Here is a 13,095-nt window from a genome sequence, read left to right as displayed (position 1 = left end):
TGTAGAATTAGGGGAGAGTACATATGCATTTTGTAGAAGCAAAGGGAATTCTTTCAAGTAATAATGGAATGAATATATACAGAGGCTGTACGCATGGCTGCATTTATTGCGACAGCAGGAGTAACTGCTATGGATTTACACATGAATTTGAGGATATAGAGGTAAAAGCAAATGCTCCACAGCTTCTTGAAAAGGCATTAAAATCCAAACGCAAAGAATGTATGATAGGAACCGGTGCTATGTGCGATCCTTATCTTCAAGCAGAAGAAAAATTAAAACTGACCAGAAGATGTTTGGAGCTGATTGACAAATATGAATATGGTGTTGCAATTCAGACAAAATCTACCAGAATATTGCGGGATATGGATATTTTAAAATCAATCAACGCGAAAGCAAAAGCTGTTGTACAGATGACAATGACTACTTATGACGAAACACTCTGCAAGATTTTAGAGCCGAATGTTTCTACAACCCATGAGAGATTTGAAGCACTTATGCAATTTAAAAAGGCAGGGATTCCAACTGTCGTGTGGCTGACACCTATATTACCTTTTATAAATGATACAAAGGAAAACATCAATGGTATTCTTGATTACTGTATGGAAGCTGGCGTAAAAGGAATCATATGCTTCAACATGGGAGTTACATTAAGGGATGGAGACAGGGAATATTTTTATCAGGCATTGGACAGATATTTTCCAGGGCTTAAGAAAAAATACATCTATACATATGGAAATGCATATGACCTTGCAAGCCCTGATAACGAGAAACTTATGGATATGTTCAGAAAAAGATGTGCCGAAAATGGAATTATCTATGATCCAAATGAGTGCTTTTGGTATCTTCATGAGTTACCGGATAAATATGTTCAGATGTCTTTGAATTTGACATAATAACAGCCAGAGGTGGGAGTCATCTCCCAGCTGATATATATAGTTAATAAAGAGAGGTGCATATGCTATGCCAGGTATACTCGTGGTTGAAGATGATGAAAATTTAAATCGTGGAATTACATTCTCACTGAAAAAATCCGGATATGAGGTTTTTTCAGCAGAATCAATGAAAAAAGCGAAAAGAATTGCAAGTGATAATAATGTGGATGTTACCATTTGTGATGTGAATCTTCCGGATGGGAATGGACTGGAATTTGTAAGGTGGATGAGATGCAATTATAATACATACATTATTTGTCTTACAGCACTAGATCAGGAGATGGATCAGGTCATGGGATATGAAGCAGGGGCAGATGATTATATTACAAAGCCGTTTAGTCTTTCGGTACTTCTTTTGAAAATAGAAGCACATTTCCGCCGCAGACAGGAGAAAACGGAAGCCGGAAAGATGATTTCGGGAGATATCGTATTTATCGCAGGAGAAATGAAAGTCCTGATAAAGAGTCGTGAAATCAGTCTGACAAAAACGGAGTTGAAAATGCTGACTTTTTTTCTTCAGAATCCGAAACAGATTCTTTCAAAAACACAAATATTGGAAAATGTGTTTGATCTGGAAGGGGATTTTGTGGATGAAAATACAATCGCTGTCAATATCAGAAGACTCCGTGAGAAAATCGAAGACAATCCGGCTGCACCGGTCTATATAAAGAATATCAGAGGTCTTGGGTATATATGGAATCAGGAGGTAAGGCAGTGACAAAGAGATATCGCAAGAAGATTACAGTAGTGCTCTCCTTGGTATTACCTGTCATATTATTGTTTGCAATATTAAATTGCTTTACCACGTATGTGTTTTATGAAGATTATAAATATAAAATGAATCTTATGACAGAAATTGCAGCAAAGGAAAAATTTTCCGGGCTGGATGCTGTTTCGGAATTGCTTAAGGATAAGGATATTGAAACCAACGAACAGGGAAGGCGATTATTGGAGCAATATGGATACTGGGGAAATAAAGGGAATGTGTTTTATTCGCAATTCCGGCATCAGGTTATGGTGACCGGTGCTGTAAGCACTGTGATATGCGTGCTTCTTTTGATTATTTTATTTTATTGGAAGAAGACAGAAGATGCGTGTCATCAGAAAATTTTAGACCAGTTAGAAGAAATTCTGATCAGATTCCGTGAAAATAAATTTGATGATTTACTGAAAACGGAAAATCACGCTGAACTGGAAAAATTGAATGACCAGCTTGAAGCAATCGGACATCATATTCAGTTGCTAAAGGAAGAAGCACGGGAAGAAAAAGAGAGCACGAAAGAAATGGTTTCTGATATCTCTCACCAGTTAAAGACACCGGTTGCAGCTTTGGATACATGTTTTAGTGTGTTGATGCAGAATGACTTAAGTGCCACAGAACAGGAGGAGTTTCGTATTCGTTGTCGGAGTGCTCTGGATGGACTGGAGACATTATTGCAGTCGCTTCTTGAAATATCCAAGATGGAAACCGGACTGATTCAGATTAATAAGAAAAAACTTCCGCTTATGGATACTGTCATATCTGCTGTGAACCGTACTTATCCAAAAGCGGATGAGAAAGAAATTGAATTCATTTTTGACTATGCAAAAGAGCTGGAAACATGCATGGTTGTGCAGGATAAAAGGTGGCTTGGTGAAGCTTTTATCAACGTTCTGGATAATGCGGTCAAGTACAGTCCGGGTGGTTCAAAAATATTTATCCGGTTACAAAAAAAAAACGATCTTGTAAGAATGGAAATTGAGGATCAGGGAATCGGTATTCCGCAGAATGAGTATCACAAAATTTTTCAACGATTTTACAGAGGAGGTTCCAGGGAGGTCAGGGAAGAGAGTGGCACGGGAATCGGACTTTTTCTATCGAGAGAAATTATCGAAAAACACGGAGGTATGATCACGGTAATCTCCGGCAAAAAGAAAAAAGGAAGCACGTTTGTGATTCAATTACCATATGTTGGTTAAATTTTAATTGGGCAGAAATCTTACAATTCTGTAAGATTTCTGCCCAATTTTTGAAAGTGAAATGAAAGATTATATTGCTACAATCAGCATGTAGGTTGAAAAATGATATATAAACAGGCAAAGAAAGTGTGCTGAAAAGGTAAACTTTACAGAATTAAAAAGGAGGCAACACATGAGTGTGATATTAGAAACCAGGCAGCTTTGTAAGTTTTATGGCACAGGTGAGAATCAGGTCAAAGCGGTCAACCAGGTGGACATTCAGATTGAGCAGGGAGAATTTGTCGCAATTGTTGGAAAGTCAGGTTCCGGTAAAAGTACATTACTTCATATGCTTGGAGGGCTTGATACCCCGACAAAAGGCAGAGTTACTTTAGCAGGGAAAGATTTATACAGGATGAAAGAAGATGCTCTTGCTGTTTTCCGCAGAAGAAAAATCGGATTTGTTTTTCAGGCATTTAATCTGGTTTCATCTGTTAATGTCTGGGAAAATATTGTACTGCCACTGGGGCTGGATGGAAGAAAAGTGGATGAAGCGTATGTAAATGATATTATTGCAACTCTGGGGATTGAAAACCGGATTTATAATCTGCCAAATCAGTTATCCGGAGGACAGCAGCAGAGAGTAGCAATTGCAAGAGCACTGGTGAATCGTCCGGAAATTATATTTGCAGATGAGCCGACAGGAAATCTTGATTCTAAGACCAGTGATGAGGTAATCGCTCTGCTTAAGATGACAGCAAAAAAATATGGACAGACAATTGTAATGATTACCCATGATGACGAAATTGCACAGGTCGCTGACCGTATTCTGGTGATTGAGGACGGACAGGTGGTGGATTTCAGATGAAGACAATAAGCAGGATTGCATATAGCAATGACAAAAAGAACAAGACAAGAAGTATACTGATTATGATGTCCATATGTCTGACTACGATGCTGCTTGTGATTATCAGTACTGTGGGAAATGGAATGATACGTTTGCAGAAAAGTCAGGCGGCAGGCTCATATGGAAGCAATTATGGTCTGTTTGTCGCAGCAGATGCCTCGCAGTTAAAGGAAGTAAGCCGCCGTGCAGAAATAGATACAATGGGAATTCTGTGTACAGAAGGCATCATAAAAGGCAATGAAAAAGGCGGGTTTGTCTGCATGGATGAGACTGCAAGAAAAATGCTTCCCTATAATAAGGAATATGAGTTAAAGGAAGGAAAGTATCCGGAAAAAATGCAGGAAATTGCCGCAGGAAGAGCATTTTTTAGTGAAATGGGATATGATGATGTAAAGGTCGGAGATACGGTTACACTGGATTACCGCGCAGGGATGCAGTCAGAATATAAGCCGGAAGAATTTGTTGTCAGCGGAATCCTATATGATTGGGATGAGTATACCATCGAGGCATCTTATGTTGCTTTCGGGTCACAGGAGTTTTATGATGAGCACGTCGCAGAGAATGACAGACAGTATAATATTTATTTTACTTTAAATGATTCTGCAAATGTATCTATGAATAATATTGAACCGGTTATAAAGCAGATTGCAGCATCTTGTGGGATCGAAGAAAAAAACGTTATAGTCAATGATCTCTATTTGCAATGGGTCTTGCAGCCGAGTTATGAAACGATTGCAGTATGCGGGGTTTTGATTCTTGCAATTGTACTTTTCTCTGTTGTGGTCATTTATAATATTTTTCAGGTCGGTATTGCCAACAAGATACAGGAGTATGGAAAAATCAAGGCTCTGGGAGCAACAAAAAAGCAGATGAAACAACTGATCTTCAGAGAGGGCATTTTTTTGACATCTTTTTCAATACCAGTTGGATTGCTTTTTGGCTTTCTGATTGCAAAATGCGGTTTTAACTGGCTGGTAGAACAGGGGAATCTTGTATCAACCGGAACTGACTCTATGGGAGTCCAAAATCAGCAGGTGTCACTGTTTTCCCTGCCTGTTATGCTTCTCTGTATTTTCGTATCATTTCTTACCGTTGCTTTGTCACTGCGTAAACCAATGAAAATTGTTTCACGGATTTCACCTATCGAAGCAACACGGTATTTAGAAAATGCAGAAACACACAAAAAAGGAAAACGAAATGGCAGAAAAAATGTCACCGTGTTTTCTATGGCAATGGCAAATGTAACGGGTAACCCAAAAAGAACCATTGGTACCATCCTCACAATGGGGCTTTCCTGCACATTGTTTGTGATTATCTCTAATTATGTGGGAAATATTGACACGGAGCATGAAGCACGTCTTTCCGTTAATCATGGACAATTTGAACTGCAGCTTGACTATTCTGCTGAGTATGATGAAAGATATCCGGAGAATAATCTGGATACGATTCTGACGGATAATCCATTGAATGATTCGCTGATTGAAGAAATCAAAAGCATTCCGGGAGTGACAGATGTCATGACGAGAGAGATTGTCTCTATAAATTTGAACGAAACGAGATTTCCGGCTGATATTGTGAGTAAAAAGGATTTTGATTTTATGCGCCAGGACGGGGATATTGGCTCTATGGACTATGATCAGGCGGTAAAGAATGGTGATATTTTCTTTGGCTGGTCAACGTGGATGGAACAAGATGGATATGCTCCGGGTGAATCCATTGCATTTGACTTTGAGAATGGAAGTGAAACCTATACCTATCAGGGAAAGATTGCAGGATCCTTTGTAAGCGCGGACACTTATCTTGTCATTCCAGAAGGTGTATACCGTTCCATGAATCCGAGAGGAACAGCCTATGGATATCTGTGGGTGGACTGTGATAAAAAAGATATGGCATCTGTGGAACAGAGTCTGAATACTTTGATTTCTAATACTTCGCATATAAAAATGGATACCTATCATGCACAGTTACAATATGCAGAATTAGCAGCCCGCATGATGAAGCTCGGCTGTTATCTGTTTATAGCGGTTGTAGGACTCATCGGTTTTATGAATATGGCAAACACCATGATCATGAATATTACGACAAAAAAGCAGGAATATGGTGTATTACAGGCTGTGGGTATGACAAATAAACAATTAAATTTATGTCTGCAGTTACAGGGACTGATTTTTACGGTTGGCACCATATGTGTAGCACTTGTCGTTGGTCTGCCACTTGGCTACGTGCTCTTTGCCTATGCAAAGCATAATGGGATATTTGGAATGAATGTCTATCATGTTCCAATTACACCAATTCTTGCTATGATTTTGCTGGTCAGCCTTTTGCAGATTGTGCTTTCCTGCGTTTTAAGCAGTAATCTGAAAAAGGAAACGCTGGTAGAAAGAATAAGGTATCAGGGATAGCAAGTATTGCTGGGATATCCTCAGTATCATAACAGGAATTAAAAGCACTTGGTTTCAAAAAGTTTTGTACTTTTGACAAAATGTAACCGATTTTTCATCAATTATAATAAATTTGATTAAGCAGCCTGTGTGTAATGAAGCATACAGGCTGCTTGCATTTTATAACTCTAATGAATCTTCTGTATCTACCCACATCTGTAAATTGCACTCAAGATATAATCTCGCATATTCAAGTGGTTCATCGACTGCAAGTGAAGTCAATGCACAGTCTGATCCGGGTGTGGTTTTTAAATCCTTTTCGGCTTCCCAGCAGTCAATGCGAAGCATATAGCCAACATTTGTATAAATGTCAATGCTGTTTCGTTGTGGATTGTATTCTGCAAATATTGTTCTCATCGTATCCCATCTCCTTATCATTTAATCAATCATTAGTAGCAAAAATTAAGAAGCATTTCAATCAGTTCACCATGTCACTTTTATTTTGTGTTATACTGTTTTATATAATTTTTTTGCCCTTGTATTTGCCCTTATCAGAGTTCATAAATATAACACAAGGGAAAAAATAAGGGAAAGCTCACCTGCAACAAATCCAGTGTTTTCAAGGGTTTGCGGAGAATTTAATAACAAAATATAACAGTTAAATCTCTTAAAACAGGTGAAATCTCAATCGGAGGTTGAAGGTACACGATGATAATAAAAATTGTTACAATTTCACTGATGGCAGTGTTCTACATCTGCTATTTTGCAAAGCTGATTAGTCAGAAAAAGCAAGGCATAAAGACAGACCAATTAGGGAAAGGAAAAGAGGGTTTTGTCAAATTTATAGAAGTAGCTCTTAAAATAATCACATATTTGCTTCCTGTAATACAGATTATCAGTATTGTGTTTTATTCGGGAACAGCATATATTGTGTTGCAATTTACAGGAGTTGTAATAACAATGTTCGGTGTACTTGCTTTTATTGTTTCTGTTACACAGATGAAGGAAAATTGGAGAGCAGGTGTGCAAAAAGAAGAAAAGACCAATTTGGTAACAACAGGCATCTATTCTATTAGCAGAAATCCTGCATTTTTGGGTTTTGATTTAATGTATATAGGAATATTGTTTTCGTTCTTTAATTGGATTCTTTGCTTTGCCACAGGTTTTGCAGTGGTATTTTTTCATTTACAGGTAGTCAATGTAGAGGAAGATTTTTTGATAGAAGCATTCGGAAATGAGTACCTGCAATACAAATCAAAAGTATGCCGATATTTAGGAAGAAAAAGATAACTTCCTGTGGAGATTGTAAAGTTACTTGATAAATAAAAATTCATCTTACAAATTGGTTATAAAAGATAAGTAGGAAGCCATGTAATATGCCAATGTTAACCTAATGACATTGTGCAATATGCTGGCTTCTTTTTTTAGATAGTACTGTAGATTGGTTTTTGTGGGTGCTTATTACCGAAAAATGAATATTTTTTTAAAAGTGGGAATAGAATAATGACAGAAGACACAGATTGTGTTAATATGTGTCTGAAAATCATATTACCGAAAAATGAAAAAAATTCTAAAAGCGGGAATAGGAGATGGCACCATGCAGCTTATAGTGAGAAAAAAGTATTTAGATGAACTGATTGAATTGTATGGAACACCAGATATAAAAGTTATCACGGGTATCAGACGAAGCGGCAAATCAGTATTGTTGCAAGAGTTCGTTACATACTTGCAGTCATTAGAGAAACCCATAAATATTGTAATGATAAATCTTCAGGAATTAGAGTTTGATTATTTGTTAGAATATCACGCATTGCATAAGTACATCTTGGATCAGCACAAAGAGGGCATGGCTAATGTTTTATTGATTGATGAGGTTCAGTTGTGTCCTCAGTTTGAGCTTGCAATCAATAGTATTTACGCAAAAGGAATCTATGATATTTACATTACCGGTTCAAATGCATTTTTGCTGAGTTCAGATTTAGCAACACTTTTTACTGGAAGAACGATGGAAATAAAGGTATATCCATTTTCTTTCGTGGAATATCTAACTTATTATAAAATTACAGATGGATATGATGATGCATTTGATCAGTATGTCCGAACTGGTGGCATGCCGGGGGCTTATGTATATAAGACTGAGGATAGACAGTATGACTATGTTAGAGATGTGTATTCAACTATTCTTATCAGAGACTTGGTGGAAAAGTATAAGATAAGAAATAAATCAGAGTTTACCAATATATCAGAATTTATGATGGATAATATCGGTAACTTACTTTCTCCAAATAATATCAGCAAAACCTTAAAGATTGATCAAAGTGAGATAAGCAGAAAGACGGTATCGAAGTATATTGGTTACTTGGAAAATGCTTTTCTGTTCTATGAAGCAAAACGGTATGATTTAAAGGGAAAAAAATACTTAGCGAACAATAGTAAGTATTATCTTTGCGATTCATCATTCCGTTATGCAGTCAATGGTACACGAAACATGGATTTTGGAAGAGTTTATGAGAATATTGTTTATCTGGAGTTACGCAGAAGAGGATATGAGGTATATGTTGGAAAACTCTATAAAAAAGAAGTGGATTTTGTGGCTAAGAAACGTGAGGCTCAAATATATATTCAGGTAAGCGATAATATTTCAGATGAAAAAACATTTGAAAGAGAATATTCGCCTTTGCTTGCAATAAGAGATGCATATCCTAAGATGATAATTGCAAGAACACATCACGAAACTTATGATTACAAAGGAGTGCGAGTGGTTGATATCTGTAGATGGTTACGAGAATAGTATTGTGAAGAAAATGTTGTTCCAACAGATGAGGAATTTTCACGGCCTGCGGAAGCTCATTATAGAAAAATCGACTTGAGTGATGGTATAATTGATAACTTTAAATTTGGCGGGATGAGGCAAAGAAATTAAAATCGTTGTTGGAATGGAGTATATTACTATGGAAATAAAAAAAGCGGAAATCAAAATGAATAGCAAAAAGGGAGAAAAATAATAAGAACGGTGGAAAATTGTAAGAAATCTGTAAGAAATATCCCACTTTTTTTGTAAGAAGCCCCGGATAAGATAGACACAGGCTTTAAGGAGGAGTAAATACAGCATGAGTGAATGTATATTAGTCGTGGATGACGACCGCGAGATCGTAAGGGCAATCGCAATACTTTTGGAAAAGGAGGGATATCAGGTATTAAAAGCGTATGATGGCATGCAGGCATTAGAGCTCATAGCGGAGCAGAAGGTACATCTGGTGATCATGGATGTCATGATGCCAAAACTCGACGGATTATCTGCGGTATTGAAAATACGCGAGCGAAAAAACATTCCGATCATTGTGCTCAGTGCAAAGAGTGAGGACACAGACAAAGTCTTAGGACTGTCCATGGGAGCGGATGATTATGTGGCAAAACCTTACAATCCACAGGAGTTAGCAGCGCGTGTGAAAAGTCATCTCCGCAGGTATACAAGTCTTGGGGATATTCATAAAGCAGATGATGATGGATGTATCACGAATGGCAGACTGGAGTTCCATACGAATGAGCGAGTGCTTTATGTGGACAAAGAGCCGGTCAGACTGACTGCGACGGAGACAAAGATCATGGAGCTTTTGATGAAACATCCGGGACGCGTTTTCCCGGCGGAGGAAATTTACGAGCGTGTCTGGAATGAGCAGGGGTATGCATGCGAAAATACGGTCATGGTCCATATCAGGCGCATCCGTGAAAAAATTGAACTCAATCCAAAAGAGCCGGAATACTTAAAGGTGGTGTGGGGAATTGGCTATAAAATCGAAAAAATGGAAAAATAGGATTGTATTTTTAGTGTTCTTTATCGGAATCAGTATGCTGATGGCAGGAATCGGCAGATTTGCATATGAGAGCTATTATATCGGTGTGGATGAGGTCTGTGCGGAACTGAAAGAAAAGGACTATCAGGAGTCTAAAGAATTTAGAAACACCGTGCTGAACAGATTTTATACGTTTCTTGATGTGGCGACAGGAAACTATCATGGGGACAGCGGATATAGCGGCAGTGCTGTGACTGAGGAAAATATTGACGATTATCTGTCATCGGGAGGAAATTTTTTTGATAGGCTGTTTGGAACAAATAACAGAATTTCGGAGTATGTAGTGGACACGGCTGCGACGTCGGACATTTATGAAAACCCGGATGCAGCAGAGACTGCGGGCACAGATGAGAACTCTTCCACGACGTATGAGGAGGTGTCAGACACGGAACATATTTATATGGCGTCTGACGACAGTACCGGTTATCAGGAAAAAGGCGAAGAAGAATATTTTGCGGACGTTAATAAGGATCATAATTTTTTCTATGAGATCTGCTATGACGGAAAAATAATGTATTCAAATATGCCTGATGATGTAACAGATGCTACATCATCAGATGGCGCATCCTCTGATGGGAAAAACAACACGGCTGCTTTGTTAAAAAATCTTCCGGAGGGGTATAATTATGCATTTCATTTTGATGGGAAAAAAGTGACGATCGAAAAAGACGGAGTGGAGCAGGATGTCTATGGAGATGGCATTTACCGCGAGGGAGAGGACTGGTATGTACCGGGTTTTCAAAACCTGATGGGAAAAAAATCCTGGGAGAAAGCGGATATCCGGATCATCATAGCAAAAGATCCGGTGCAGTATATGGGAGAAGATGATGCCGGAAATTCCTGGATCTGTAATTCTTTTTACGATCTTAACATACGGTGGACGCAGCAGCATAAACGCTATATACAGGCAATTTATTTTATCATTGCAGGCATTCTTTGTCTGTGTGCCAGCAGATTTTTCAAAGATGCAAAGAAACAGGAAGATAGCGTGATCGCCGCCCTGAGTGCGAAAATCTGGTTTGAATGGAAAATCTTAGCTACGACTCTGGTGCTGCTTCTTGTCTTGAGGATACAGTATGATTTTCCGGGTCTGGTGGAACTGCCGGTGATTTTTTGGCTCTGTTATTTCTGGATCAATGATGGAAAATATAATAAAAAAATCTGGCAGAATGGATTTTTCGGAAAACTGCTCGCACAGGCAGAGACAAAAAATATGTCCCTGCCATTTGCAAAACGGCTGGTAAGGGCTCTGTATGGGATCATTGGAATTACAGTATTTGGGCTGGCGGTAACTTGTGTGATGCTTGTTTTACTGCTGATCGTAAATTACAGACTGGCAAATTTTATTTACTGGCTGTTACTGCTGACCGGGTTTGCAGGGGTATTTTGTATCCTGCTTGGTATGGAATATTTCTATCAGAAAAGAAACCGGAATTTGGCAAAATCTTTAGAACAGCTTTCAAAACGGATTACAGAGATCAGCAGTGGACATTATGAACCGGCGGATATGGTGAAAGTACAAGACAGTGATATCCGCGCCATGGAAGAAACGTTAGAGCAGATCGGACAGGGCATGGAAACTGCGATAGAGGAGCGTATCAAGAGCGAGCGCATGAAAGTGGAACTGGTGGCAAATGTATCCCATGATATTAAAACACCGCTGACTTCCATTATCAGTTATATTGAGCTGTTAAAACAGGAGGAAAATCTGTCACCGGAGATTCAGGATTATATCCGGATTCTGGAAGAAAAATCGGAGCGGCTGAAAAATATGGTGCAGGATGTATTTTCTGTCAGCAAAGCGGCATCCGGACAGCTTGCGGTCGAGATGGAAGAAATTGATTTTGGAAAGCTTCTGCGGCAGACCCTTGCAGATATGGACGGTGAGATTCAAAAGAGCCCGTACAAATTCAAAATTGATATACCTAAGGAGGCGGTCATGGTATATGCCGACGGAGACCGGATGTACCGGGTATTCCAGAATCTGATCGGTAATGCACTCAAATATTCGCTGGAGGGTTCACGGATCTATATTTCATTAAAAACAGAGAAAAATGCTGCAGTTGCAGATATTCGCAATACATCGCGCAGTGAATTAAAACAGGATGTGGATTTTACCGCACGTTTTACAAGAGGGGATGAGAGCCGTACCGATGGCGGAAGCGGGCTGGGACTTTCGATTGCGAAAAGTTTTACGGAGGCCTGCGGAGGAATATTTGAAGTGGAAACGATGGCGGATCTTTTTACAGTAAAGGTCAGTTTTGAGTTGAGACAGCAATAATTTGTCAAATAAGAATAGAAAACGGATTGTGGGAGAAAAATCTGTTGTTGTCTATAATGGCACATAAAATGGAAAAATATTCCATAATGTTGTGCAATTTGATGATAATAGTGTATAAAGTACTTCCTGCAATCCGTTTTTTTACATGAAACGGAAATAAATGAGAAAAAATATCAATAATGTTATTGACATCTAATGAACGTTAGCATATACCAACCAACGTAAGAAATGAAAATCATTATCAATACAGTAGGAGAAAAGAGGAAGAAATGATGCCGCTTACTATGTTAAACACAGGAGAACCGAGTATTATTAAAAAAGTCGGTGGAAAAGAAGAAACCAGAAGATTTTTAGAGAATCTTGGATTTGTTCCAGGCGGAGAAGTGACAGTCGTATCAGAGATCGACGGGAATATGATCGTCAACATCAAGGATTCAAGAGTTGCGATCGGAAAAGATATGGCGAATAAAATTATGGTATAAAACTGTTGCAACAGCACAGTTTCATGATACAAAAATGAAAAAGGAGCAGAACGATGAAGACGTTGAAAGAAGTAGCCTGCGGCAGTACCGTAAAGGTCAAGAAACTGACTGGGGAGGGTCCGGTCAAAAGAAGAATCATGGACATGGGCATCACGAAGGGTGTTGATATTTTTGTAAGAAAAGTAGCACCGCTTGGCGATCCGATCGAAGTAACTGTAAGAGGATATGAGTTATCTTTAAGAAAAGCAGATGCTGAGATGATCGAGGTAGAGTAAATTTTTTTGCCCTGATGTTAGCAAGTGCTAACAAAAGGAAGAAAA

12 protein-coding genes are annotated in these 13,095 nt (G+C 38.6%); 11 read left to right on the top strand and 1 reads right to left on the bottom strand.

Going from position 1 to position 13,095, the window contains the following annotated elements:
• Nucleotides 1-23 precede the first annotated feature (23 nt).
• The 5 genes from H8S51_RS11735 to H8S51_RS11715 all read left to right on the top strand — a co-directional run bounded on the left by H8S51_RS11735 (nt 24) and on the right by H8S51_RS11715 (nt 6,179).
• A complete protein-coding gene (locus tag H8S51_RS11735) occupies nt 24-893 on the top strand; it encodes an SPL family radical SAM protein (protein WP_186900168.1) in 870 nt (289 codons plus the stop codon).
• Between the two features lie 67 nt (nt 894-960).
• Entirely contained in the window at nt 961-1,650 is a 690-nt protein-coding gene (locus H8S51_RS11730) for a response regulator transcription factor (RefSeq protein ID WP_005427500.1), read from the top strand.
• Nucleotides 1,626-2,891 (top strand): sensor histidine kinase, encoded by a 1,266-nt coding sequence (locus H8S51_RS11725; protein WP_186900169.1) that lies wholly within the window; start codon nt 1,626-1,628, stop codon nt 2,889-2,891. Before H8S51_RS11730 ends, H8S51_RS11725 begins: the two co-directional genes overlap by 25 nt.
• Before the next feature lie 172 nt (nt 2,892-3,063).
• On the top strand, nt 3,064-3,738 hold the full coding sequence (locus tag H8S51_RS11720; RefSeq protein ID WP_118210567.1) for an ABC transporter ATP-binding protein: 675 nt from the start codon (nt 3,064-3,066) through the stop codon (nt 3,736-3,738).
• Nucleotides 3,735-6,179: an ABC transporter permease gene (locus H8S51_RS11715; protein WP_186900170.1), complete on the top strand. Its 2,445-nt coding sequence runs from the start codon at nt 3,735-3,737 to the stop codon at nt 6,177-6,179. The genes H8S51_RS11720 and H8S51_RS11715 overlap by 4 nt, the downstream gene beginning before the upstream one ends.
• Before the next feature lie 159 nt (nt 6,180-6,338).
• Here the strand turns inward: H8S51_RS11715 and H8S51_RS11710 are convergent, their stop codons facing one another.
• Entirely contained in the window at nt 6,339-6,575 is a 237-nt protein-coding gene (locus H8S51_RS11710) for a DUF6061 family protein (RefSeq protein ID WP_186900171.1), read from the bottom strand.
• A 291-nt stretch (nt 6,576-6,866) separates the two neighbouring features.
• Here H8S51_RS11710 and H8S51_RS11705 point away from each other — a divergent pair, with 291 nt between their 5' ends.
• The 6 genes from H8S51_RS11705 to H8S51_RS11680 all read left to right on the top strand — a co-directional run bounded on the left by H8S51_RS11705 (nt 6,867) and on the right by H8S51_RS11680 (nt 13,050).
• On the top strand, nt 6,867-7,448 hold the full coding sequence (locus H8S51_RS11705; protein WP_186900172.1) for a methyltransferase family protein: 582 nt from the start codon (nt 6,867-6,869) through the stop codon (nt 7,446-7,448).
• Between the two features lie 307 nt (nt 7,449-7,755).
• On the top strand, nt 7,756-8,949 hold the full coding sequence (locus H8S51_RS11700) for an ATP-binding protein (RefSeq protein ID WP_117922126.1): 1,194 nt from the start codon (nt 7,756-7,758) through the stop codon (nt 8,947-8,949).
• Between the two features lie 319 nt (nt 8,950-9,268).
• A complete protein-coding gene (locus tag H8S51_RS11695; RefSeq protein ID WP_117922127.1) occupies nt 9,269-9,973 on the top strand; it encodes a response regulator transcription factor in 705 nt (234 codons plus the stop codon).
• Complete coding sequence (locus tag H8S51_RS11690) at nt 9,942-12,293, top strand: sensor histidine kinase (protein WP_186900173.1); 2,352 nt, start codon at nt 9,942-9,944, stop codon at nt 12,291-12,293. Before H8S51_RS11695 ends, H8S51_RS11690 begins: the two co-directional genes overlap by 32 nt.
• A 269-nt stretch (nt 12,294-12,562) precedes the next feature.
• Entirely contained in the window at nt 12,563-12,775 is a 213-nt protein-coding gene (locus H8S51_RS11685) for a FeoA family protein (protein ID WP_117922129.1), read from the top strand.
• 53 nt (nt 12,776-12,828) lie between these two features.
• Nucleotides 12,829-13,050, top strand: a complete 222-nt coding sequence (locus H8S51_RS11680) for a FeoA family protein (RefSeq protein WP_117922130.1) — start codon at nt 12,829-12,831, stop codon at nt 13,048-13,050.
• Nucleotides 13,051-13,095 lie beyond the last annotated feature (45 nt).

Source organism: Roseburia rectibacter (genome assembly GCF_014287515.2).
GTDB lineage: Bacteria > Bacillota > Clostridia > Lachnospirales > Lachnospiraceae > Roseburia > Roseburia rectibacter.
The sequence above is the reverse complement of the archived record's forward strand: the minus strand, read 5'-3'. Positions and strand labels throughout refer to the sequence as shown.